23 protein-coding genes are annotated in these 23,005 nt (G+C 70.5%); 5 read left to right on the top strand and 18 right to left on the bottom strand.

Going from position 1 to position 23,005, the window contains the following annotated elements:
• Positions 1 to 17: 17 nt before the first annotated feature.
• The 3 genes from STH_RS04115 to STH_RS04105 form a co-directional block, all read right to left on the bottom strand.
• Positions 18 to 782, bottom strand: coding sequence for a DeoR/GlpR family DNA-binding transcription regulator (locus tag STH_RS04115; protein ID WP_043713320.1), 765 nt, complete (start codon positions 780 to 782; stop codon positions 18 to 20).
• Positions 783 to 929: 147 nt separating this feature from the next.
• Positions 930 to 1,430: a hypothetical protein gene (locus STH_RS04110; RefSeq protein WP_043713318.1), complete on the bottom strand. Its 501-nt coding sequence runs from the start codon at positions 1,428 to 1,430 to the stop codon at positions 930 to 932.
• Between the two features lie 23 nt (positions 1,431 to 1,453).
• The gene (locus tag STH_RS04105) at positions 1,454 to 1,942 is read right to left on the bottom strand and encodes a hypothetical protein (protein ID WP_011194924.1); all 489 of its coding nucleotides are present in this window, start codon (positions 1,940 to 1,942) and stop codon (positions 1,454 to 1,456) included.
• 186 nt (positions 1,943 to 2,128) lie between these two features.
• Between STH_RS04105 and STH_RS16905 the strand changes: the two genes are divergently transcribed.
• Positions 2,129 to 2,356: a hypothetical protein gene (locus tag STH_RS16905; protein ID WP_011194923.1), complete on the top strand. Its 228-nt coding sequence runs from the start codon at positions 2,129 to 2,131 to the stop codon at positions 2,354 to 2,356.
• Positions 2,353 to 2,652: a restriction endonuclease gene (locus STH_RS04100; protein WP_011194922.1), complete on the top strand. Its 300-nt coding sequence runs from the start codon at positions 2,353 to 2,355 to the stop codon at positions 2,650 to 2,652. Before STH_RS16905 ends, STH_RS04100 begins: the two co-directional genes overlap by 4 nt.
• Positions 2,653 to 2,739: 87 nt before the next feature.
• On the opposite strand, the gene STH_RS04095 is transcribed toward STH_RS04100, so the two are convergent.
• The 3 genes from STH_RS04095 to STH_RS04085 all read right to left on the bottom strand — a co-directional run bounded on the left by STH_RS04095 (position 2,740) and on the right by STH_RS04085 (position 6,845).
• Entirely contained in the window at positions 2,740 to 4,635 is a 1,896-nt protein-coding gene (locus STH_RS04095; RefSeq protein WP_011194921.1) for a PrkA family serine protein kinase, read from the bottom strand.
• Between the two features lie 130 nt (positions 4,636 to 4,765).
• The gene (locus STH_RS04090) at positions 4,766 to 5,830 is read right to left on the bottom strand and encodes a WD40/YVTN/BNR-like repeat-containing protein (protein WP_043713301.1); all 1,065 of its coding nucleotides are present in this window, start codon (positions 5,828 to 5,830) and stop codon (positions 4,766 to 4,768) included.
• Positions 5,831 to 6,071: 241 nt separating this feature from the next.
• A complete protein-coding gene (locus STH_RS04085; RefSeq protein ID WP_011194919.1) occupies positions 6,072 to 6,845 on the bottom strand; it encodes an HAD-IIA family hydrolase in 774 nt (257 codons plus the stop codon).
• A gap of 110 nt (positions 6,846 to 6,955) precedes the next feature.
• Between STH_RS04085 and STH_RS04080 the strand changes: the two genes are divergently transcribed.
• The gene (locus tag STH_RS04080; protein WP_011194918.1) at positions 6,956 to 8,251 is read left to right on the top strand and encodes a UDP-glucose dehydrogenase family protein; all 1,296 of its coding nucleotides are present in this window, start codon (positions 6,956 to 6,958) and stop codon (positions 8,249 to 8,251) included.
• A 135-nt stretch (positions 8,252 to 8,386) separates the two neighbouring features.
• Here STH_RS04080 and STH_RS04075 read toward each other — a convergent pair whose 3' ends face one another.
• Complete coding sequence (locus tag STH_RS04075; protein ID WP_050742105.1) at positions 8,387 to 8,887, bottom strand: hypothetical protein; 501 nt, start codon at positions 8,885 to 8,887, stop codon at positions 8,387 to 8,389.
• Positions 8,888 to 8,998: 111 nt separating this feature from the next.
• Here STH_RS04075 and STH_RS04070 point away from each other — a divergent pair, with 111 nt between their 5' ends.
• Entirely contained in the window at positions 8,999 to 10,063 is a 1,065-nt protein-coding gene (locus STH_RS04070) for a CotH kinase family protein (protein ID WP_050742104.1), read from the top strand.
• A gap of 83 nt (positions 10,064 to 10,146) precedes the next feature.
• On the opposite strand, the gene STH_RS04065 is transcribed toward STH_RS04070, so the two are convergent.
• From STH_RS04065 to STH_RS04035, 7 genes are all read right to left on the bottom strand, one after another.
• On the bottom strand, positions 10,147 to 10,992 hold the full coding sequence (locus STH_RS04065; protein WP_011194915.1) for an outer spore coat protein CotE: 846 nt from the start codon (positions 10,990 to 10,992) through the stop codon (positions 10,147 to 10,149).
• 128 nt (positions 10,993 to 11,120) lie between these two features.
• The gene (locus STH_RS04060) at positions 11,121 to 11,999 is read right to left on the bottom strand and encodes an NAD-dependent epimerase/dehydratase family protein (RefSeq protein WP_011194914.1); all 879 of its coding nucleotides are present in this window, start codon (positions 11,997 to 11,999) and stop codon (positions 11,121 to 11,123) included.
• Between the two features lie 3 nt (positions 12,000 to 12,002).
• Complete coding sequence (locus tag STH_RS04055; RefSeq protein WP_011194913.1) at positions 12,003 to 13,130, bottom strand: glycosyltransferase family 4 protein; 1,128 nt, start codon at positions 13,128 to 13,130, stop codon at positions 12,003 to 12,005.
• Positions 13,131 to 13,132: 2 nt separating this feature from the next.
• Positions 13,133 to 14,278 (bottom strand): glycosyltransferase family 4 protein, encoded by a 1,146-nt coding sequence (locus STH_RS04050; RefSeq protein ID WP_011194912.1) that lies wholly within the window; start codon positions 14,276 to 14,278, stop codon positions 13,133 to 13,135.
• Positions 14,279 to 14,286: 8 nt separating this feature from the next.
• Positions 14,287 to 15,594 (bottom strand): CotS family spore coat protein, encoded by a 1,308-nt coding sequence (locus STH_RS04045; RefSeq protein ID WP_011194911.1) that lies wholly within the window; start codon positions 15,592 to 15,594, stop codon positions 14,287 to 14,289.
• 17 nt (positions 15,595 to 15,611) lie between these two features.
• Entirely contained in the window at positions 15,612 to 16,679 is a 1,068-nt protein-coding gene (locus STH_RS04040; RefSeq protein ID WP_043714875.1) for a sugar phosphate nucleotidyltransferase, read from the bottom strand.
• A 107-nt stretch (positions 16,680 to 16,786) separates the two neighbouring features.
• A complete protein-coding gene (locus tag STH_RS04035) occupies positions 16,787 to 17,224 on the bottom strand; it encodes a hypothetical protein (RefSeq protein WP_011194909.1) in 438 nt (145 codons plus the stop codon).
• A gap of 129 nt (positions 17,225 to 17,353) precedes the next feature.
• Here STH_RS04035 and STH_RS04030 point away from each other — a divergent pair, with 129 nt between their 5' ends.
• Positions 17,354 to 18,535, top strand: coding sequence for a M24 family metallopeptidase (locus tag STH_RS04030; protein ID WP_011194908.1), 1,182 nt, complete (start codon positions 17,354 to 17,356; stop codon positions 18,533 to 18,535).
• Positions 18,536 to 19,259: 724 nt separating this feature from the next.
• Here STH_RS04030 and STH_RS04020 read toward each other — a convergent pair.
• The 4 genes from STH_RS04020 to STH_RS04005 are packed head-to-tail and all read right to left on the bottom strand — an operon-like array spanning position 19,260 to position 22,888.
• Complete coding sequence (locus tag STH_RS04020; protein ID WP_011194906.1) at positions 19,260 to 20,549, bottom strand: ATP-binding cassette domain-containing protein; 1,290 nt, start codon at positions 20,547 to 20,549, stop codon at positions 19,260 to 19,262.
• On the bottom strand, positions 20,549 to 20,944 hold the full coding sequence (gene rbsD, locus STH_RS04015; RefSeq protein WP_011194905.1) for a D-ribose pyranase: 396 nt from the start codon (positions 20,942 to 20,944) through the stop codon (positions 20,549 to 20,551). Before rbsD ends, STH_RS04020 begins: the two co-directional genes overlap by 1 nt.
• Complete coding sequence (gene rbsK / locus STH_RS04010; protein WP_011194904.1) at positions 20,941 to 21,879, bottom strand: ribokinase; 939 nt, start codon at positions 21,877 to 21,879, stop codon at positions 20,941 to 20,943. Before rbsK ends, rbsD begins: the two co-directional genes overlap by 4 nt.
• A complete protein-coding gene (locus tag STH_RS04005; protein ID WP_043713293.1) occupies positions 21,872 to 22,888 on the bottom strand; it encodes a LacI family DNA-binding transcriptional regulator in 1,017 nt (338 codons plus the stop codon). The genes rbsK and STH_RS04005 overlap by 8 nt, the downstream gene beginning before the upstream one ends.
• Positions 22,889 to 23,005: the final 117 nt, after the last annotated feature.

The raw sequence follows: 23,005 nt of genomic DNA, 5'->3' as shown, positions 1-23,005 counted from the left end.
GGTCGTATGCATCCCCTTTACTCGGCGGTGAGAACCTGAACCCCCCGGGCCAGGAGTTCGTGCGCCAGCCGCGGATCGAGCCCCCGGTCGCTGATGAGCATATGCATGCTGCTCACCGGCGCGACGGCGGCAAAGGCGACCCGCCAGGCCTTGGAGCTGTCGGCCACCACCACCACCTTGCGCGCGGCGGCGATCATCCGCCGCTTGACGGAGGCCTCGGCCGGGGTCGGCGTCGTCAGCCCCCGCTCGATATCGATGCCGTTGGTGCCCAGGAACACCAGGTCGGCGTTGACCTGCTCGAGGACCTGCTCCGCCAGGGGTCCCACGAGGGCCAGGGTCTTGCCCCGGACCGTGCCGCCGGTGACGATCACCTCGACGCCGGGGGCATCCGCCAGCTCGGCGGCGATGGGGTAGGCGTTGGTCACCACCGTCAGGTTGCGGCGGTCCTTCAGCAGACGGGCAATCTCCAGGGTGGTGGTGCCGGCGTCCAGGATGATCGACGCCCCGTCGTGCACCATGCCCGCGGCCACCCGGGCGATGGCCATCTTCTCCGCCCGGTTCTGATCGGTCTTCTCCGCATAGCTGGGCTCCGTCAGGGTGGGGTCGGCCGGAACGGCGCCGCCGTGGGTCCGCTCCAGCAGCCCCTCCCGCTCCAGCTCCCTCAGGTCACGGCGGATCGTGGACTCGGAGACGCCGAAGACCTGTGCGAGGTCCTGCACGGTCACCGCTGCGCCGCTGCGCACGCGCTCGATGATGCGCCGCTTCCGCTCCTCCGGGAACATACGATCACATCCTGTCATTTATTCTTGCTCGTTTGTGATCGTTTATGCTCACTTTCGAGTATAGAGGTTCGGATCTGGCTGGTCAATACGGGAAAGGGGCTGATCAATGCGAAAGGGCGGCCGGTGCATAGGCACCGCCGCCCGTGGTCATGCGCCTCCCGAGGACGACGAGGCGTTGTTGGAGCTGTCCAGGTGCATCTGGTAGTAGACCATCGCCGCCAGCGCGGCCGCGACCAGGTAGGGCACCCCCTCCACCTGCAGGTCGCAGTCCTTGCCGAACACCGATCCGCCGATGCGGCCGGTGAGCCGCCCGTCCCCGGCGGTGAGGCGCAGGTCCGCGCCGGAGACGGCGCCGCCGATCCGGCCGGCGATCCGGTCGCCGTCCTGGACCAGCGCGATGTCCCAGCCGACAACCGAACCCCCCATCCGGCCCCGGCCCTCCGTCCCGCGGATGGTGAAGTGAAGATCCTTGCCGTTCCACACGCCGCCCCACCGACCGCGAAGCACGGCCCCGTCGAAGGTGAGATCCACGTCCTTGCCGATGACCGCGCCGCCGAAGCGGCCGCTGAGCCGGCCACCTTCACAGGAGACCCGGATGTCGTTGCCCACCACCGCGCCGCCGATGCGCCCCTCAACCCTGCCTGCCACCTTCGTGCCCCCTTGCGTCCCGGTCACGTGCTCGCCGCCGTGCTGGCGGCGTCCAGATACAGCTGGTAGAAAACCATGGCCGCCAGAGCCGCCGCGACCAGGTAAGGGACGCCGTCCACCTGCAGGGTGCAATTCTTCCCGTCGAAGTTGCCACCGATGCGGCCGGTGAGCAGGCCGTCCCGCGCGGCCAGCCGCACGTCTGCGCCGACGACGGCGCCGCCGATGCGCCCGGTGATCCGATCCCCGTCCTGCACCAGGGCGATGTCCCAGCCGACGACGTCGCCGCCCATCCGGCCGGTGCCCTCGGTGCCGCGGATGGAGAAGCGCAGATCCTGCCCGTCGTACCTGCCGCCCCAGCGGCCGGTCGGCTCGGCGCCGTCGAAGGACAGGGCCACGTCCTTGCCGACCCACTTGCCGCCCATGCGGCCGGTCAGTTCACCGTCCGCGTAGACCACGCGGAGGTCGTTGCCCGCCCAGCGGCCGCCGATGCGGCCTGCAACGCTTCCTGCCACGAGTTCTGCCTCCTTGCCCCCATTTTGCCCAGCCTCAGCCAACGGTGAGCGCTCTATCTATTACGACTGCATTCCTGTGTTGTGGCGTTCGATGCACCGCCAACCACCGGGAAGGTTTAGCAGTCTGCAAATCAAATTATAGCCATAAATGTACGTATAGCACCTGTGATCGGAGGCAGTTGACCTGTGGCAAGTGCGTTCCGTGCAGTTCTGGATATTTGGTGGCTCATGTTCCTCGTGTTCGTCCCCTGCGCGCTGCTGGGCTACCTAGTCTCCCTGCTATCGCCAGGGGGACGCAGGCGGCGCATCAGCCGGTCGGGCGTGCGGGCGCTGGAACAGCTGGACCGGATGTCGGGCATAGAGTTCGAGGAATTCCTCAAGGCGCTGTTTGAGGAGGTTTCAAAGTACAGATGACGCCACCCTCCGGGGACTACGGGGTAGACCTCATCCTGACCCGGCCCGGGTCCCCCGAGCGCATCGCGGTGCAGGCCAAACGGTACCACCGCAAGCACACCGTGGGCGTGCGGGCCATCCAGGAGGTGTACGCGGCCAAGGACTACTACGGCTGCTCGCGGGCGATCGTCGTCACCACCTCCTACTTTACGGAGAATGCCAAGCAAAGCGCTCGGAAGCTGGGCGTGTTCATCATCGACCGCGATCAGCTGGCTGAAGAGTTGCGGCACCAGCAGAAGAACCAGCACAAGAAGTAGGGAGCATGAACGCGCAACGCCTGAGACACAACGCGGCGAGCATCCCGTGCAACGCAAGAGGGATGCTCGCCGCCTGTTGCCCACCGCCTACCGGCTCAGCAACGTCCCCACGTACCGGATCAGCTCGTTGGCGCAGACCTCGCAGTAGCCGTGCTCTTCGATCAGCCGCTGCACCACCTCGTTGATGCGCTTCTGCTGCTCCGGGTCCGGCGTGCGGGTGGACGTGGTGATCTTCACCACGTTCTTCATGTCCGCGAACAGCTTCTTCTCGATGGCCTCCTTCAGCCGCTCGTGGCTCGTGTAGTCGAACTTCAGCCCCTTGCGCGCCAGGGTGGAGATGCGGATCATGATCTCCTCCCGGAACGCCTTCTTGGCGTTCTCGGTAATGCCGATCTGCTCCTCGATGGAGCGCATCAGCTTCTCATCCGGGTCGACTTCTTCCTCCGTGATCGGGTCGATGAGCTTCTGCTTGTTGACGTAGGCCTCGACGTTGTCCAGGTAGTTGTTGAAGACCGAGCGGGCCGTCTCCTCGAAGGCGTAGATGAAGGCGCGCTGGATCTCGTTGCGGGCGATCTCGTCGTACTCCTTGCGGGCCTCGTAGATGAAGTTCAGGTACCGCTCCTTGTCCTCCCGGGTGATGCCGGTGTGCTGCTCGAAGCCGTCCTTCAGGGCGCGCAGGGCGTCCAGCGGATTGATGCAGGTCACGCCCTCCCTGACCAGGGCGCTGGAGAGCCGGTTGATGATGTAGCGGGGCGAGATGCCCACCATGCCCTCCCGCGGCGCCTCTTCCTGCAGCTCCCGGATGTCCTTCTGGGTAAACCCCTCCACCGACTCGCCGTTGTACAGCTTCACCTTCTTGATCAGGCTGAGGCCGGCCTTCTTCGAGGGCTCCAGCCGGGTCAGGATGGCAAACAACGAGGCGATCCGCAGCGTGTGGGGGGCGATGTGGATCCCCTTCAGCCCGGAATCGTTGATCAGCTTCTCGTAGATCTTCACCTCGTCGTCGACCCTCAGGTTGTAGGGCACCCGCACGAGGATCATGCGATCCTTTAGGGCTTCGTTCTTCTTATTGTTTACAAACGCGTTGAACTCATTCTCGTTGGTGTGGCTGACGATGACCTCATCGGCGTAGATCATGGCGAACCGGCCGGTCTTGATGGACTGCTCCTGGCTCAGGGTAAGCAGGCCGTAGAGGAACTTCTCGTCGCACTTCAGCATCTCAATGAACTCCATCAGGCCCCGGTTGGCGACGTTGAGTTCGCCGTCGAACCGGTAGGCCCGGGGGTCGGACTCGGTGCCGTACTGCCCGATGGTGGAGAGGTCCACCGAACCGGTGAGTTCCGATATGTCCTGGCTCTTGGGGTCCGACGGGGTGAAGGTGCCGATGCCCACCCGGTTCTTCTCCGAGAAGGCGATCCGCTGCACGATCACGTCCTCGACCCGCCCGCCGTACTGCTCCTGTACCATCACCCGGCACGCCGGGCACAGGTCGCCCTCGATGTAGATGCCGTACTCCTTGCGGATCTCGTCCCGGAGCTCGTGGGGGATCAGGTGCAGCGGCTCCTCGTGCATGGGGCAGCCCTTGATGGCGTAGATCGCCCCCTCCTCCGTCCGGGACCAGCGCTCCAGCCCCCGCTTGAGCAGCGAGACGATGGTCGACTTGCCGCCGCCCACCGGTCCCATGAGCAGCAGGATCCGCTTGCGCACCTCCAGCCGCTTCGCGGCCGAGCGGAAGTACTCCACCAGCTGCTCCAGCGGCTTCTCCAGCCCGAAGATCTCGTCGGCGAAGAACTTGTAGACCTTCTGGCCGTCCTCCTTCGTCTCCACCCCGGCCGCCATGATCATGTTGTAAACCCGCGCGTGCGCCAGGTCGGCCACTGCGGGATTGCGCTTGACGATTTCGAAATAGTCCAGGAAAGTGCCTTCCCAGGCCAGGCGCTGCTCCTCCAGACGGTGCTGCTCCAGCCGCTCCTTCAGGTTCACGGGTACCCTCCCCTCCTCACGCCCGCCTTCGGCCAACGGTTGGGATAAAGTATATGAGGCAGGGCTTGGCCCGGTGCCACATACCACATGAACGCCACCCGGGACGCTTCCAGCCTCGGGTGGCGTTCGATTACCTCGGATTGTCGATTGTACTCGTCCAGGACGTGCCGCCGTCGTCGCTGCGGAGAATGGCCGTCTTCTTCTGGTGGCTGTCGCTCATGACCAGCCAGCCCGTTTCCGTATCCACAAAGGATATCCCCACTGTCGGCTTGCGCGGATCCTCGATAGGAATCTTGTCGCTGGAGACAGGCGGTGCTCCTCCCAAGGTTACCCGTACCACCTCCAGGTGGCCGGCTGCCGGTGAGTAGACCGCCACCCAGGCCGTGTCCGCCCGCGCATCAAAGGCGACCGGATACCCACCGGGACCTTGCGGCGCCTCCGGCGCTTCCGCCTCAAACGGCCAGGGCCAGCCACCGACCAGCCGGGGAGTCCACGTTCGCCCCCCATCCGTGGTGCCGTAGAGCAGATAGGTTTCCTGGTATGCGGCCCCCTGCCCGAGGCAGAACAGAACCCAGCCGCTGGTCTCCGATGGAAAACGCACAAAGGTGTCGCCCAGCCACCGGTCGGGTTCAGGAAGCGTGAGTTGCGCGCTCCACGTTTCCCCGCCGTCGCGGGTGTGCCATACCTGCCCCTCCCCGGCCGCCCATCCTTCTTCTTCACTGACAAAGTCCAGGTCGGCAAGGGGTAGGGGCGGGCGGGACCGGTCCCAGGTCTTGCCGCCGTCCCGACTGACGAGAAGGCCGTTTCCATCGGTTGCCACCGCGTGAGCGGGGCTGACGAGATCAACGGCCCGGAGCGACGCCCCTGGAACGTCTAACGTGATCCAGTCCGCTCCGCCGTTCTGTGTACGAAGAGCGGCCGATGACTGCGTGAGCGCCCAACCGTTTTGGGGATCCACAAAACCCAGCCGGATGACAGCCTCCTGACTGGGGAACTGGTGAGTCCATTTCCTGCCACCGTCATCGGTGTACCAGATCCCGTCTGCCGCCCCGATCCAGCCGTGGCGTTCATCGAGAAAGGCCGCTGCAGTGGGGACCGACGGAACCGGCGCGCCCCTGTCCCCTGCCTCACACGCAGACGCCAGGACCGCGACGATGACGGCCATCAGAGCAACAGCAAACCTGTCGCTTCGCATTCGTCGCCCTCCGCTCCTTGCTGCTGCCTAGAGCCAGGCACCGTAACCCGCGATGAGCATGACAGGCAGCACTTGCCGTTCTAGCCTGTTCCTCTTCCGCATATGCGCGAATATTTCCTGCAGACGACACCGTCAGCCATGCCGGCGGGCGCCCGTCACCGCGCAACGCTGGGTCACATCCCGCCGGCATGATCAGCGAACGGATTGCCGTACGCCGTGCGGACGAAGGGACCCGTGAAGATCACCCGATCAGCCCGCGCACGCTCTCCAGCACGTAGTCCGGCTTCCAGGGCGAGCTTTCCACCTGCTCCCGGCGGGTGACCCCCGTCAGCACCAGGGCCGTGGCCATGCCGGCTTCCCGGCCCATGCGCATGTCCGTCTCCAGCCGGTCGCCGACCATGATGCACTGGTCCGGGGGCAGCCCCAGCAGGTTCATCGCCTCCTGCACCGTGATGGGCGAGGGCTTGCCGGTGATCAGCTCCACCTTCTTGCCCGTGACCCCCTCCACGGCGCCGATCATCCCGCCGACGTCGGCCACCTCGCCGCCGGGCACCGGGCAGGTCCGGTCGGGGTGCGTGGCGATGAACCGGGCGCCGTTGCGGATGGCCTGCAGGGCGTCGTTCAGCTTCTGGTACGTGAACTGCCGGTCCCAGGAGACCACCACGTACTCGCAGTCCAGCGGGTCCGCGACGATCCGGATGCCCCGCTTCCGCAGCTCCTCCGCGAGGGGCTCCTCGCCGATCAGGTACACCCGGGCCCCCGGCGCGGTCCGGCTGAGGTACCGGGCCATGACGATCGACGAGTTGATCACCTCCTCCACCGCCGCCTGGATGCCCAGCCGGTTCAGCTTGGCGGCGTAGCTCGCGGCCGGCTCGATGGGCTTGTTGGAGAGGAAGGCGATCCGGGCCCCCCTGCGGCGCAGCTCGGCCAGGGTCTCCGGAGCCCCGGGGATGGCGTGGTCTCCCAGATACAAGGTGCCGTCCAGGTCAAAGACGTATCCCGCATATCGCTTCAACCGGCGTGACCCCCCGTGTGCGCAATGCTCAGCATCACCACAGGTTCGCTAAGGCCGGTGGATCTCCTGCGCCATAAGATGGAGCATCATCTCCACCGGGGGGAAGCTTCTTGCCCATCGCCGTAGCCGGCGCAGGCTACGTGGGACTCACCACGGCCGCCTGCCTCTGCGAACTGGGACACGAAGTCGCGCTTCTGGAGATCGATGGTGAAAGGGTCGCCCGACTGCGGCGGGGCGAATGCCCCTTCTACGAACCGGGGATGGACCGGCTGCTCCGACGCCACCTGGGCCGGTCGCTGACGGTGACCACGTCACTGGACGAGGCCATTCGCCGTGCCGGGATGATCATCGTCTGCGTCGGCACCCCGCCGTCCTCCTCCGGCGCTCCCGACCTGCAGGCGCTGTGGAGGCTGCTGGACGACCTGCGGGTGCGCCGCCCGGCAGAACCCCTGACCGTCGTGCTGAAATCGACCGTTCCGCCCGGCACCAACCGCCGCGCACAGGGCCGGCTGGGCGCGGGCTTTGCGGTGGTCTCCAATCCCGAGTTCCTGCGGGAGGGCACCGCCATCCACGACTTCTTCCACCCCGACCGGATCGTGGTGGGCGCCGAATCCGCCCCGGCGGCCCGGCAGGTCGCCGACCTCTACCGGGGCATCGACGCGCCCCTGGTGACCACCGGGTGGGAGGAGGCCGAACTCATCAAGTACGCCAGCAACGCGTTCCTGGCGGTGAAGCTCTCCTTTGCCAACGAGGTCGCCGCCCTGGCCGACGCCCTGGGCGCCGACGGCCTGGCCGTGCTGAAAGGCGTGGGGCTGGACCGGCGCATCGGCGGCCACTTCCTCCATCCGGGCCCCGGGTACGGGGGCTCCTGCCTGCCCAAGGACCTGGCCGCCCTGCTCTGGACCGCCCGGCGCAGGCGTGTGCGGCTGGACCTCCTGCCCGCGGCCCGCCGGGCCAACCTCCGGCAGCGGGAGCGGGTGCTGGCCATGCTGGAACCGGCGGCCGGGCGGCGCATCGCCGTCTGGGGCCTGGCCTTCAAGGCCGGCACCGACGACGTCCGGGAGTCCCCTGCCCTGGCGATCGTCCCCGCGCTCCTGGCCCAGGGCGCCCGGGTCCTGGCCCACGACCCGCAGGCGCGGGGCAACTTCGCGGCGGCCCTGGCCGCGGGTCAGGCGCAGGGTCTGCCGGCGGGGCTGGAGCTGGTCGACGATCCCTGGGAGGCGATCCGGGGCGCCGACGCGCTGCTGGTGCTGACGGAGTGGCCCGAATATGCGGCCGCCCCGCCGGAGGAGATCCGGTCCGCTCTCGCGGGCGATCTGGTGGTGGACGCCCGCAACCTCTTCGACCCCGCATCCATGGCCGCCGCCGGGCTGCGATACCGGGGCGTGGGGCGCAGGGGCCGCTGACCACGGGCATGTGTACCGCCGCCGGCGGCGGGCCCCGGTCCGGGGCCCGCCCGGCCGGCAAACAGGCAAACGGGGCTGCCCCGGCGTCATCGCAGATGATCTGCCGGACAGCCCCTTTCCTTATGCGCAACGTCGCTACATCCCGCTGCCGAAGCTATCATCGTCGGCACCGTCGGCATCGCCGCCGGAGCCGCCGCCGGTCATCGTCGCGTCGACGCCCTCGTCGCCGGACCCGTCCTCGCCGCCCGAGCCCGCGTCCGCGCCGGAGCCGTCGTCGGTCATCGTCGCGTCGACGCCCTCGTCGCCGGACCCGTCCTCGCCGCCCGAGCCTGCGTCCGCGCCGGAGCCGTCGGCGTCCGCTTCGTCGCCGCCGGAGCCGCCGCCGGTCATGGCCGCGTCGGCGTCGTCGGCGCCGGATCCATCACCGGAGCCCGACCCGTCGCCGGAACCGCTGCCGTCGCCCGAGCCCCCGCCGGACCCGTCGCCGGAACCGCTGCCGTCGCCGGAGCCATCATCGCCGGTCGCCTGCAGCAGGTGCGCCCGAACCGGCTCTTCCGCATAGAGTGATTCCATATCCCGCTTCTCTTCTTGCACCAGGTTCAAGAGACGCGCCATCAGGTCCCCGGACTGAGCCACGTTCGCATCCCTCCACCGCAGTCGTACGGTCCCTGCTGCGACCTGACGGTCCATCTTATGCCAGCGCGCCGCGTTACGTCACCTAGCTCACCCCAGCGAGGATGTGAACCCATGGATTTCTGCGATCTTGCTCTGGGGCCGGACCCGTGGCCCCGGCTGGCAGAGGGAAGCCTGACCGGCACGCTCCGCTGGAACCACGGGCCGGAGCTGCCGGTCTCCGTGCGCATCCGCGGCGCACACTCCCGCAAGTTCCCCAAGCGGTCCCTGCAGGTGACCCTGCGCGGAGCGCGCCTGCCCGACGAGCCCCCGGCCGGCCACACCGTGCAGCGCATCCACCTCAACGCCGACTTCGTCGACCCTACCCTCATGCGCTCGGCACTGTCCTATACCCTCTTCCCGCTGCTGGGCGTGGACGCGCCCCGGTGGCGGCACGTGCTGCCCACCGTCAGCGGCGAGCCGGCCGGCCTGTACGTCGGACTCGAGTCGGTGGACCGGGACTTCTGCCTGCGCCGGGGCTGGCCCCCCGGGCCGATCTTTTACGCGATCAACCGGAACGCCAACTTCGGCCTGATCAGTCCCTTCACCCGCACGCTGAAGGAGCCCCTGGACAGGGGCTACCACCCGGTGGAGGGCGCCGACACGGAGCCGATCCGGCAGATGCTCCTGGACCTGAACCTGGCGGACGACGCGTCGTTCCTGCAGGCGGCCGCCCGGTGGTTCGACCTGGAGCGGTACGTCCACTGGGTGATCGGCGCGGTCTTCGTCGGCAACCGCGACGGCTTCGTGCACAACTACGCCCTTTACCTGGAGCCTGGCGAGCGCCGGTTCCGCATCATCCCGTGGGATTACGACGCCACCTGGGGCATCGACATCCACGGGCGGCCCGCCCGCCTGGACCGGGTGCCGGTGACCGGCTGGAACAAGCTCTCCTACCGGCTCTTCGCGCACCCGGAAGGGCGCCGCCGCTTCCGCCGGGCCTTCCTTCGCGCCCTGGACGGGCCGCTGGCCCCGGACAGCGTGCTGCCGCTCATCGACCGGCTGGCCTCCCAGGTGGAGCCCTGGCGGGAGCGGGATCCGTACCTGCGCCGTGCCGACTTCCCCCGGGAGGTCGAGCGGCTGCGCCGCTGGGCGGTCGAACGGCGGGCCGTGCTGCTCCGGGAGCTGGCCTCCCTGTGACGGAGCCGCACAGCGAAGGGGCTACCCGCCGTCATCCCGGATGAATCGGGTCATCCGCGATGACGGGGATAGCCCCCCGACGGCTACTGGATGATGGTGATCCGGGCGCTGGTCGGCCCCCGGAACCGGGTGACGGCGGTGCTGGTGCGGCGGGACTCCCGGTCCTGCACAGAGGCCACGGCCGCCATGTCGGTCCGGAATGCGTCCCAGGCCACCGGCTCGCCGTCCGCCTGCGAAGGTGGCTCCGGCTCCGCCAGCGGTTCCGGCTCCGGGTCCGCCTGGCCTTCCGCCTTCCCTGCCCGTTCGGTGCCTTCCTCCGGCTCCCCATCCGGCGCCGTCCCGGTCCACTCCTCCGGCTCAGCCCAGGTTTCGGGCTCCGCCCACGTCTCCGCCTCGGTCTGCCCCTCCCAGTCGGCGACCGGCTCCTCGACGCTCTGGGACGAGTCGCTGGTACCCGAGCCGAAGGCGTCCAGGTCCGCGGCCCCTTCCTCCTCCAGGTCAAAGGCCTTCACCCAGAGCCGGGCCGTGCCCACCGCCTCCAGGGCGATATGCATCTCGATGGTCAGGTGGAACAGTCCCTCGCGCACCTCCGCCTCCAGGCAGCGGGCGCCCCGCAGCAGGCGGCCGGTGGTCTCGGTCTCCCCGACCACCCGGGCCACCAGGGGCACGTCTGCGGGCTCTGTATGTGTACACGTGATGCGCTCGACCCGGGTTCCGTCGCCAGCCCCGCACCAGACCTCGCAGACGGCGGTCAGGCGCACCTCCGGCCCGGACGGGCCCGGTTCGACAGTCAGTTGCGCGTTGCCGACGTGGACCCCGAGAACGCAGTCCGCGCCGTCGGCGGGCGCCGTGTGCGTCCAGACGACCCGCCGGTCACACCGGCCCACCACGGCACGGGTCATGATCTCCTGCAGCCGAATGCTGGACAAGGGCCATCCTCCTCAGGGCGATGTTCTCACCTCAACCTATGCCGGGCCGCCCCGATCTGCTCCACGGCGGGCCGGGCGGCCAGGCACCCGGCCGGCCCGCGCGAGACCGGCGCAGCGGGCGCGCCCCGTCACGCCCGCTGCGCCAGGTGCCAACGATACTGCTGCCAGAGCCCCTCCTCCAGGGGGGTGGAGGGCCGAAAGCCCACCTCCCGCCAGAGCCGCTCCGTGTCGGCACGGGTCTCCCGCATGTCGCCCGGGGCCGGGGGCAGCTGCCGGATCCGGATCGGCCGGCCGGTGATGGCGGCGATCAGCCGGATCGCCTCCCGCACCGTGACCGCGCTGCCGCCGCCCACGTTGATGGGCACCCCCACCACCGGGTTCAGCGCCGCCCGCTGGGTGGCGGTCACCGCGTCGGCCACGTAGGTGAAGTCCCGGAGCTGGCTGCCGTCGCCGTAGATCTGGATGGGTTCGCCGTCCAGCGCGGCGTTGAACCAGCGGCTGAACGCCATGTCCGGCCGCTGGCGGGGACCGTAGACGGTGAAGTAGCGCAGCGCGACCCATGGAATCCCGGCGGTGCGGCCGTACAGGTCGCACAGCTTCTCCGCCGCCAGCTTGGTGAGGCCGTAGGGCGAGACCGGCATGGCCGGCCCGTCCTCCCGGGCCGGCATCGGCACCTCGCCGTACACCGAGGACGTGGACGCGAGGACGAACTTCTTCAGGGGCCGGTCCCGGAGGGACTCCAGCAGCCGCTGGGTGGTCTGCAGGTTTCCCGCCAGGTAGGCGGGAAACTGGCTCCAGCTCTCCCGCACGCCGGGCTGCCCGGCGAGGTGCACCACGTACTCGACGCCGTCCAGGAGCGGCGCCAGGTCCAGCGTGAGCAGGTCGCCCACCACGTCCGCCCCGGGCCGCCGGTCGACCCCGACCACGTCGTGCCCCGCCGCGCGGAGCGCCTCCACCAGGTGCGATCCAATGAACCCGGCCGCGCCGGTCACGAGAAACCGCGCCACCCTTCATCCCTCCAGTACCGCCAGCAGTTCGGCCGCCACCCGGTCCCAGCCGAACCGGGCCTCGGCCAGCCGCCGGTTCTCGGCGCCCATCCGCCGCCGGAGCGCAGGGTCGTCCAGCAGCGTCCGGATGGCGGCGGCGAAGGCCTCGGGCCGGTCGTGGGGCCGCACGATCAGCCCGCCGCGCCCTTCCGCCACGACCTCGGCGTTTCCGCCCCGGTCGGTGGTCACGATCGGCAGCCCGCAGGCCATGGCCTCGTAGTGCACCCGGGCCAGGGGCTCCTCCCACTGGGAGGCGCAGACGAAGACGTCGGCCATGCGGAAGTAGCCGTCCACCTCCCCGTAGGGCACGTAGCCCGCCATGCGCACCGCGTCCCCCAGTTCCGCCGCCCGCCGCGCCAGGTCCCGCACGTAGTCGTCCGGGTCGTTCCGGCCGTACCAGCGGGATCCCACCTGCACCAGCACCGCCCCCGGGTGGGTCCGGGCCACGTGCGCCATCGCCTCCAGCAGCAGGTGGACGCCTTTCTTGGGCGAGAGCCGGCTGACGGAGAGGACCACTGTGCGCCCCCCGATGCCCAGGGCCGCCCGCAGGGCTGCGGCGGCCGGGCAGGGGCCCGGGCGGAACCGGTCCAGGTCCACCCCGGAGTAGATCGTGCGGAACTTGGCGGCGAACTCGGGGTAGATCCGGACGGCCGTGCGCCGGATGAAGTCGCTGATGGTCACCACCCGGTCCACCATCCCGAGGATGCGCCGGGCGCGGGCGGGGTCGATCCGGTCCGGAGCCAGCATCGCGTTGTGCAGCGAGAGGATGAGCCGGGCGCCGGGGGCGGCCCGGGCGATGCGTTCGACGAAGGCCGGCCGGTTGAAGACCTCCACCGCGTCCCACCGCTCCGCCGCCAGGAAAGCGGCGACCCGGTCGGCGTATGCCTCCGGGCCGTCGTCGGCGGCCACCCGCACGAACCGGGCGCCCCCCGCCTCTTCTGCCGGCGGCAGGGCCGGGTCGGCCCGGCCCACCACCGTGACGTCATGCCGGGCCGCGAGGTAGGGCAGCACCCCGTCGATATAGGTCTGGATCGCCCCGCCCCGCACCGGAGGCACCGGCAGCTTTTCGGTGCAGACCAGCGCGATGCGCATCCCTACCCTCGCTCCCAGAGGGCCCGGATCTCGGCGGCCACCCGGTCCCAGCCGAAGTGCGCCTCGGCCAGCGCCCGCCCCCGACGGCTCATCCGGGTTCGCAGGTCGGCGTCGCCCAGGAGGCGCAGGATCGCGCGAGCGAAGATCTCAGGGCTGCCGGCCTCCTCCACCACCAGGCCGTTGCCCTGGCCCCGCACCACCTCGGGGTTGCCGCCCCGTGCAGTGGTGATAATGGGCAGACCGGCGGCCATGGCCTCGTAGTGGACCCGGGCCAGCGGCTCCTCCCACTGCGAGGCGCAGATGAACAGGTCGCCGGCCGCAAACCACTCGTGCACCCGGTCGGCCGGCACGTAGCCGGTGGCGAGGACCTTCATCGGCGCCCGGGCGGCCAGCGCCCGCACGTAGGCCACGTAGTCGCTGATGCGGTCCTCCCCGTACCACTTGCTGCCCACCAGCACCAGGGTCGCCTCGGGGTAGCGGCGGGCCACCGGGCCCAGGGCGCGCGCCACCACGTCGGCCCCCTTCTTGGGGGAGAGCCGCCCCACGTAGAGCAGGATCGGTCCCCGCCCGAGGCCGTGTTCGGCCCGGAGCCGCTGTCGGATGCGCCGGGCCTCCGGCGTCCAGATGGGCAGGAAGCGGTCCAGGTCCACCCCGGAGTAAATCGTGCTCCACTTGCCCCGGGCCTCGGGGTAGAGCGCCTCCACCCCTCGGCCGATGAAGTTGCTGACGGTGACGATGCGCTCGGTCGCGGCGATGGCCGCCCGGGCCTCCTCGGGCCCGATCTTCTCCGGCCGGAACATCTCGTTGTGCAGGCTCAGGATCAGCCGGCTCTCCGGCAGCGCCTCCCGCACCGGCAGGACCAGGCGCGGCCGGTTGAACAGGTGGACCACGTCAAACTTGCGGCCGGCCCGGCGCAGGAGGTTCACCACCCGGTCCCGGTACTGGGGGAAGGTGCCGGCGGGCACGCGCCAGTACTCCACCCCGTCCCGGATCTCCCGGTCGGGCAGTTCCGGGTCCGCCACGCCCAGCACGGTCACGCGGTGGTGGCGGCCGAGGCGCGGCGCCACCGCGTGGATATAGGTCTGGATGGCCCCGCCCCGCACCGGCGGCACCGGCAGCTTCTCGGTGCAGATCATCAGGCTCCGCACGGCACCGGTCACCCCCTCCGCCTCAGGCCCAGCTCCCGCAGGGCCTGCTGCTTGTGCTCGTCGGTGATGAGAAGCCGCTGCAGGGCCTGGACCATGGTCGCGTCCAGCAGGTTCGGGTCGTAGAGCACGTCCTTCACCAGCTTGTAGAACTCGTTGGGCAGGTACATGTCGATCAGCATGACCTGCATCGCCTCGGGCTCGATGGGGTGAACCTCATGGTAGGCCCGGATCATCGCCTTCATCCAGGTGAGGTCCCAGTCGCCCCGGTCGTCCATGGTGCCGGTGATCAGCTTCCGGAGGTCCCGGAAGGCCAGGTCGAAGGCCACGCCGTCCAGGTCGATGATCCAGACCTTGCCGTCGGGCCCCACCTGGCCGTTGGACCAGCCGTAGTCCTGATGGGCCAGCCCCCAGGCCTCTTCGCCCCGGGCGGCCAGCTTCCGGTAAGCCGACGCCTCCAGCATCCGGATCGCCTCGTCCGCCTGGGCCTTGAAGCGGGGCAGGACCTCCAGGAGCAGCGGGCTGGCGGGCATCTCCCGGTAGGCCCGGGCCAGGTGCTCGAACCAGTCCAGCTTGGTCCGGAGCTTCCGGTAGACCCGGGGCCAGCGGTGGAGCCGGCTGGAGGGCGCCGCCCCGCTCGGGGGTCTGTACCCCAGCGACCGCCGGTGGAACTCGGCCAGGCCGCTGCAGAGCAGGGCCGCGCCGTCCACCGTGTCCTTGGGTGCCTGACGCAGCCCCTGGATCCACTCCGCCACGATGAACATGCGGCCGTCCACCACGGTGTAGAGCTTGCCGTCGCGCGTGGGGACCAGCGGCGCGACCCGGGCCTTCCGCCGGACGAGGTAGTCCTGCGCGCCGATGGAGAAGAGGTTCCGCTCGAAGGGCCGGTGGAGCAGCTTCAGGGCCCGGGGCCCCCGGTTGGTCTCGATGCGCCAGATGGCGCCCCAACCCTTTTCCGGTTTCGTGGCGGCGACCGTCCAGCTGCCCACTTTCATGTCCCAGGCCTTGGCCGCCCGCTCGGCGAGATCCTGGATCTCCGGCGGGACCGTGAGGTCCGGAAGCGCCTCTTCCTGATTCCGTCGGGCGGGCGCCACGGCGCTCACCTGCGCCCCTCGCCGGTCGGCCTTCGCATCCCACCGAGGCTCCGGCACCGGCCCGGGGGGCGCATCGTCCTCGGGATCCAGGATCAGCCGGGCCGTGAGCAGCGGCTCGTCGCCTGGTGCGGCGCGGCCGGAGCCGATAATCTGCACACCGCCCGTGGGCGGCACGTAGATCCCCGCGCCCGCGGGCACGTAGATGATCACAGGACTGTTGTTCACCGGGTCACCTCCCAGCTTTACCGCGGTCGCGGCGGAATCGCCAGGTGGGCGTCGTCGCCCACCACCAGGGTGGCGGGACCCTCCGGGCTGGCGGACACGGTCGCGCCGGCGCCCACCACCGAATCGGCGAGACAGAGCCCCGGCCCTGCCAGGCGGGAGCCGGGGAGGAGAATCGAGTTCCAAACCCTGACGCCTTCCAGCTCCGCGCCGGCCCCGACGCTGGTGGCCGGGCCGACCTCGGCGTCCGTCAGGCGGCAGCCGGGGCCGACGAACGCCGGCCCGCGCAGCCGGACCCGGCGCAGCACCGCGCTCGGCCCGACCACGACGGGCCCCTCCATCTCCACGCCCTCCAGGACGGCCGTGGGGTCCACTCCGGGCGCCAGCGCCTCCAGCAGGCGGGCGTTGGCGGCCAGCAGGCCGGCGGCGGTGCCCGCGTCCACCCACCAGCCGGAGAGCTCGTGCCCCAGCACGATCCGACCGCCGGCGATGAGCCGGGCGATGGCGTCGGTGATTTCCAGCTCACCGCGCGCGGACGGCGTGAGGCCGGCGATCGCGGCATGGACCTCGGGGGAGAAGAAATAGATGCCCGCGATGGCCAGGTCCGACGTGGGCTCTGCCGGCTTCTCCGCCACCGCCGTCACGCGGCCACCGTCCAGCACGGCCACCCCGAAGGTGCGCGGGTCCGCCACCCGCTGCAGGGTGATCAGGGCCGACGGCGCCTCCGCACGGAACCGGCGCAGGGCCGGCCCCAGGTCCGCGTTGGTCAGGTTGTCGCCCAGGTAGAGGAGGAAGGGCTGATCGGCCAGAAAGGGGCGCGCCGCGGCCACCGCGTGGGCAATTCCGGCGGGCTCTGCCTGGAGGATGACGGTGACGCGCTGCGGCGACCACCGCTTCACACTCCGGGCCAGCTCCTCCTGGCCCGGGCCGACGACCACCCCGATCTCGTCGAATCCGTGCGCCGCCAGGTAAGAGAAGATGTGCTGCCAGATGGGGCGCCCGGCAACGGGAAGCGATGCCTTTGCCCAGGTATGGGTCAGCGGCCGCAGCCGGGTGCCGCGGCTGGCACAGAGAACCAGGGCCCTCACATCCATCCCCGCCTTTCCTCTCTCCACCGTATGCAGCGGGGCCGGACCTGGTTTACGTAAAGCGCCGGCCCGCGGCCTTCCGGCCGCGGGCCGCAGGAGCTATGTGGTCACCGCGCGGGCACGTGATCCTCCGCCCGCACCCAGTAGCGGGTCAGGGCCCTCGCCTCCACCTCCACCGTGACGGCCATGTCCAGGTGGACGCTGCCATCCTCCACCCGCACGTCGGTGGTGCGCGCGTTGCCAAGCAGCCGCAGGTCGTAGGAAGGGTCGCTCAGCAGGTTCCCCCGCAGGGCCACCGGCGCCGGCTGCACGGTCTGGCAGCGGGTGCGGGTGACGCGGGTACCGTCCTGGCCCAGGAACCACAGGTCGACGTCCACCGTGACCTCGGCCTGCGGGGAGCCGCCCTCCGCGCGCACCCTGGCCTCCGACGGTCCGGGGCGCACGCCGAGGACCTGGACCACCCCGTCGGCCGGCAGGGTGTGCGTCCAGGTGAAGGTATGTTCGGCCCGGCCGACGACCGCCTCGCTGATGATCTCGAGAAGCATGGGCCACCTCCTCTCCGGCGCGGAACACGCTGCGTCTGGTCCAGCGTATGCAGCGGGGCCCCCCGTCGCCCCAGGGCGGCGGCCGTCGTCATAATGGATCAGAAACCCTGGTAAAGGAGAGGAATTCCCATGCTGCTGACGCCCCGCCACGAGCTGGACCTCCGCATCGGCCGGCTGCAGGCGGCCCTGCGCGACCTGGGGCTGGACGGCGCCCTGCTCCACAGCACCACGTCGCTGCTGTACTTCACGGGGTCCGCCCAGCAGGGGCATCTCTGGGTGCCGGCGAACGGAGAGCCCCGGTACCTGGTGCGCCGGGTGCTGGAGCGCGCCCGCCGCGAGTGCGCGCTGCCCGGCATCGAGCCGCTCACCACCCTGCGCGCGCTGCCGGACCACCTGGGCGGGGCCCGCCGGATCGGGATGGAGCTGGACCGGCTGCCGGTGGCGCAGTTCGAGGTCTACCGGCGGCATCTGCCCGGCGTGGATGCGGCCGACGTGGGTCCTGTCCTGCGCCGGCTCCGCTCCGTCAAGTCGCCGTGGGAGGTGGAACGCATCCGGGCTGCGGCCAGGGCGGCCGACGAGACCTACCGGGCGCTGTTTGCCGCGCTGCGGGAGGGAATGACCGAGCTGGAGCTGTCGGTGGTGGGCGAGGGCGCCCAGCGGCTGGCCGGCGCGCAGGGCATGATCCGCTGGCACGCGCACAACGCCTTCGAGTCCCCGGCCATGATGGTACTGGCCGGGGAGACGGCGCTGGCGTTCTCCTTCGCCGACACCCCCTTCGGCGGGGAGGGGCTCACCCCGGCCGCCCCGTACGGCGCGAGCCGGCGCCCGATCCGCCGGGACGAGCCCGTCTGCGTCGACTTCCCGACGGTGGTGGATGGCTACGTCCACGACCAGACCCGCACCATGGTGATCGGAAAGCTACCCCGGCAGCTCGTGGAGGCCCACGACACCGCCCGGCAGATCCTGGACATGGTCGCCCGGGAGGCGCGCCCCGGCGCCACCGGCCAGCAGCTCTGGGAGCGAAGCGTGGACATCGCGCGCAGGGCGGGCCTGGAGGAGCACTTCATGGGGGCGGGCAACAGCCGGGTACGGTTCGTCGGCCACGGCGTGGGGCTCGAGCTGGACGAATGGCCGATCCTGGCTCCGAAGCAGACCACCCCGCTGGAGGCCGGCAACGTGATCGCGGTGGAGCCCAAGTTCTTCTTCCCCGGCGTGGGCGCGGTGGGGCTGGAGTCCACCTTCCTGGTGACCCCGGACGGGGCGGAGCGGCTCTCGATCACGCCGGAGGAGCTCGGCGTCAAGGACGCGTAGGGCGGGCCCCCGCATGACGGGGCCCGCCCCGAGCCGGCCGGTGGCCAGGTGGAGCACCCGGTGCCGGAGCTTGCCCTGGCCCGTATCCTCCTCAACGTAGGCGTAGCGCCCGTCGGGCGAGAATCCCCGCGGGGTCGCGACGTTGCCCGGCAGCAGGTGGGCGACCTGGGTGAGCCTGGCCGGATCCACGACGTAGACGCCGTGCCCCTCCCGCGCGCAGCCTGTCGTGCAGTCCCAGCTGGCGCCCCAGAGCAGCAACCGCCGACCGTCGGGCGCAAGGGCCAGATCGGAGACGGGCAGGTCCAAACAACCCACCGCGCGCAGGCCGGCGGTGTCGATGACCGTCAGGCCCAGCGGCACGGGGATCGGGTCGAACCCGGGCAGATCAGCCAGCGTATCCGGCTCGACGGGCCGCAGGGCCATGGACCCGGAACCGGCCGGCACGGCCAGAAGCAGCCGGACCGGGCCTCCGGGCGTGCCGGCAGCCGCCGTCTCCGGGGATCGGTCCCGGTTCACGTATGCGGCACTGCCGACCAGGAGCAGGGCCAGCAACACGGCGGCGACACGTCGAAGCACAGGTTTCATCCTCCCCCACAGTGACGAGAATCGGATACGCCGATTTGGACACATTATCCGTTATGTTCGGCGGCTCGGATGCGGATGGAGTCCATAAGAAAGCGGGAGGCCCCGGACGGGGCCTCCCTTCGCGCCGCACACCGCTGGCTTACTTGGTCACCAGCTCCAGCGGAACGGGGATATACTCGTCCACCTTCTCGCCGTTCAGATGCTTGAGGGCGGTCTCCACGCCGAGGCGGCCCATCTCCTTGGGCTTCTGGGCGACGGTGGCGGCCATCCGGCCCTCCTGGACCGCCTTCACCGCGTCGTCGGTGGCGTCGAAGCCGACGACCTTGATCTGGTCGGCCTTGCCGGCGGCCTCGATGGCCTCCAGGGCGCCGAGGGCCATCTCGTCGTTGTGGGCGAAAACGGCGACGATGTCAGGGTGCGCCTGCAGGATGTTCTCCATGACGGTCAGGCCCTTGGCCCGGTCGAAGTCCGCGGGCTGGCTCGCCACCACATCGATTCCCTGGACGCCGTCGACGGCCTCATGGAAGCCCTGGCCCCGGTGGGTGCGGCCGGCGCCCATGAGGCCGGCGATCCCCAGGATCTCGCCGCGACGCACGGTGAACGAGACCGGGGTGGAGGAGCCCCGGAGCAGGAGGTCCCGCACCTCCAGGAGCGTGTCGCCCGGCGCCACCTCCACCTTGGGGAAGCGCTCGGTGAGCTGGCGGCCGACCATGTGGGTGATCAGGTGGTCGGCGGTCACCTGGTCGATGGGCCAGCTGCCGATGCGCTGGCCGTCCCGCAGCACGGTCACCCGGTCGCAGATGGTGAAAATCTCCTCCAGCCGGTGGGAGATGTAGACGATCGCCACGCCGGCCTCGACCAGGCTCCGCATCACCGCGAACAGCCGCTCCACCTCGGGCTCGGTGAGCGCCGCGGTGGGCTCGTCCATGATCAGCACCCGGGCGTCCAGCGACAGGGCGCGGGCGATCTCGACCATCTGCCGGGCGCCCACCCCCAGGCTGCCGAGGGTCGCCCGCGGGTCGATCTGCGCGCCCAGCCGCTCCAGCACCGCGGCCGCCCCCTGGTACATCGCCCGCCAGTCCACCCGGCGGAAGGGGCCGGTCACGGGCGGACGGCCCAGGTAGATGTTCTCGGCCACCGACAGGTGCAGGGCCTGGTTCAGCTCCTGGTGGATGAAGGCGATGCCCAGGGCCGTCGCCGCCGCCGGCGAGTCGATGGTGACCGGGCGGCCGTCGATGAGCACCTCGCCCGCCTCCGGCCGGTAGAGGCCACCCAGGATCTTCATCAGGGTCGACTTCCCGGCGCCGTTCTCCCCGAGCAGCCCGTGCACCTCGCCGGGCCGCAGCTCGAAGTCCACGCCCTTCAGGGCCCGCACCCCGGGAAAGCTCCGGTCGATCCCCCGCATCTCCACGACGGGAGCGGCCGGCATCAGAAGGTCACCCCCGCCCTGAGAATGACGTTGGCGTACGGCGTGCATTCCCCGGTGCGCACCAGGGCCACCGCCCGCGCTGAGATCTCCTTCAGCTCCTCATGGGAGACGGTGGTGACCGGCACCCCGCCGAGAAGCCGGGTCAGGCCCTCCTGGACCGCCGGATTCCGTTCGGCGGTCTCCCGGGCGACCACCGCCGCCTCGACCTGCAGTTCGGCGAGGATGGTCTCCACCACGTCGAGGAAGGCCGGGATGCCGGGCCTGAGGGCGAGGTCGATGCGCCGGACCCCCTTCGGGCAGGGCAGCCCGTAGTCGCCGATCACCAGCAGGTCACCGTGGCCCATGCCCGCCACGACCTCCGAGAGCGCCTGGTTCAGCAGCGTCGTCTTCTTCATGCGTCCAACCTCCCTGTCCGCAGCAAGGTCATGAGCTCATCCAGGTTTCCCATCGCCGGCTGCGCGCCGGGCCGGGTGACGGCCAGGGCGCCGGCGGCCATGCCCCAGCGCACCGCCTCTTCCAGCGCCATCCCCCGGTGGAGCGCCGCGGCCAGCCCGCCGGCGAAGGCGTCGCCCGCGGCCGTCGTGTCCACCACCGGAACCCGGAAGGGCTCGAACCACTGGCCGGCGCCGCCCCGGAACAGGTAGGCGCCCTCGCTGCCCAGCTTGATCAGCACCTGCCGGAAGCCCTGGGCCCAGAGCACCCGGGCCGCCTCCTCCGCCCCGCAGCGGCCGGCCACCGGCACGCCGGTGAGTGCGGCGGCCTCGGTCTCGTTGGGGGTGATCAGCCACGTGTTCCGCCTCAGCGGCTCGGGCAGCGGCTCCGCCGGCGCCGGGGCGGGGTCGAGGATGACCGGCACCCCTGCCGCTGCGGCCAGCTCGGCCGCCCGGACGCAGGCCTCCACGGGCACCTCCAGCTGCAGCAGCAGCGCGGAAGCCGAGGCGATGAGCGGCCCGTGGGCCTCCACCAACTCGGGGGTCACTTCGGCGTTGGCGCCGGACACGACCACGATCCGGTTCTGTCCGGTGGCCTCCACCGTGATCACGGCGGTGCCCGTGCCGGCCGTGGCCGACCGGGAAATTCCCTCCGTCGCCACGCCGTCGGCCCGCAGGCTCTCCAGCAGCCGGTCGCCGAAGGCGTCCTGCCCTACCCGGCCGACCATCGCCACCGGGGCGCTGAGGCGCGCGGCGGCCACCGCCTGGTTCGCCCCCTTCCCTCCCGGGAACTGGTCGAGCCGCGGGGCGAAGACGGTCTCGCCGGCCGCGGGCGCCCGCTCCGGGTTCACCACCAGGTCCAGGTTCAAGCTCCCTACCACCACCACTGGCCTATCCAAGTGGCTCCCTCCTTCGGGTGGTCCCGCGCACGATGAGCTCGGGCGGGTAGACATGGCGCCGGCCGGGGCCGGAAAACTCGCCCCGGATGCGCTCCAGCAGCATGGTCATCGCCAGGCGGCCCATCTCCCGGGCCGGCTGGCGCACCGTGGTCAGGCCCGGCCGCACCAGCGCAGCCATCTGGATGTTGTCAAAGCCGACGACGGAGAGGTCGTCGGGGACGGAGAGGCCGGCCTCCTCGGCGGCCCGGATGACCCCGAGGGCGATCAGGTCGTTGCCGGCGAAGACCGCGGTCGGCCGCGGCGACAGCCCCAGCAGGACCTGGCCGACCCGGAAGCCCGATTCAAAGGTGAAGTCGCCCCACGTCACGCAGGCCGGGTCGTACGGGATGTCCGCCTCCTCCAGGGCCATCCGGTAGCCCTGGCAGCGGTCCTGACCGGTCCGCGTGGACTGGTGGCCGGCCGCGTGGGCGATGCGCCGGTGGCCCAGCTCGATCAGATGCCGGCAGGCGGCCTGGGCGCCGGCCACGTTGTCCACCGTCACGGTGTCGACGTCGGCGTGCTCCAGCTGGCGGTCCATCACCACGACCGGGATGTCATCGGCCAGCAGCTGGTCCACCAGCTCCCGGCGCTCCGTGGTGCCCACGAAGATGATGCCGTCCACCCGGTGCTCCCGCAGCTTGCGGACGTCCTGCGCCTCCAGCACCGGGTCGTTGTCCGTGTTGCAGAGGAAGACCGTGTAGCCCGCCTCGCTGGCGGCGTCCTCCACCCCCCGGGTGATCAGGGGGAAGAACGGGTTCGTGATGTCCGGGACCACCAGGCCGACGGTGCCGCTCAGGCGCCGCACCAGCCCCCGGGCCAGCTGGCTGGGCACGTATCCCAACTCGGCCGCCGCCGCCAGGACCCGTTCCCGCGTCTCGGCCTTCACGTACCCGGTGCCGTTGAGCACCCGCGACACGGTGGCCACGCCCACGCCGGCACGCCGCGCCACATCCCGGATGGTCACCTTCACGTCGTTCGTCTCCTTCGGAAACCGTTTCCACAATTCGTGAGCAAAAAGTTACAGGAGTGCAGCAAGAACCGATATGGAAGCGTTTCCATTCCTCCGTTTCTCCGCCATAGAAAAAAC

Source organism: Symbiobacterium thermophilum IAM 14863 (assembly GCF_000009905.1).
Lineage (GTDB): Bacteria > Bacillota > Sulfobacillia > Symbiobacteriales > Symbiobacteriaceae > Symbiobacterium > Symbiobacterium thermophilum.
This window is presented reverse-complemented; position numbering and strand designations above follow the sequence as displayed.

Coding starts and splice junctions, on each gene's coding strand:
- STH_RS04115 (WP_043713320.1), bottom strand. CDS start 782: ATGTTCCCGGAGGAGCGGAAGCGGCGCATCATCGAGCGCGTGCGCAGC.
- STH_RS04100 (WP_011194922.1), top strand. CDS start 2,353: ATGACGCCACCCTCCGGGGACTACGGGGTAGACCTCATCCTGACCCGG.
- STH_RS04090 (WP_043713301.1), bottom strand. CDS start 5,830: ATGCGAAGCGACAGGTTTGCTGTTGCTCTGATGGCCGTCATCGTCGCG.
- STH_RS04070 (WP_050742104.1), top strand. CDS start 8,999: ATGGATTTCTGCGATCTTGCTCTGGGGCCGGACCCGTGGCCCCGGCTG.
- STH_RS04055 (WP_011194913.1), bottom strand. CDS start 13,130: ATGCGCATCGCGCTGGTCTGCACCGAAAAGCTGCCGGTGCCTCCGGTG.
- STH_RS04035 (WP_011194909.1), bottom strand. CDS start 17,224: ATGCTTCTCGAGATCATCAGCGAGGCGGTCGTCGGCCGGGCCGAACAT.
- STH_RS04030 (WP_011194908.1), top strand. CDS start 17,354: ATGCTGCTGACGCCCCGCCACGAGCTGGACCTCCGCATCGGCCGGCTG.
- STH_RS04020 (WP_011194906.1), bottom strand. CDS start 20,549: ATGCCGGCCGCTCCCGTCGTGGAGATGCGGGGGATCGACCGGAGCTTT.
- rbsD (WP_011194905.1), bottom strand. CDS start 20,944: ATGAAGAAGACGACGCTGCTGAACCAGGCGCTCTCGGAGGTCGTGGCG.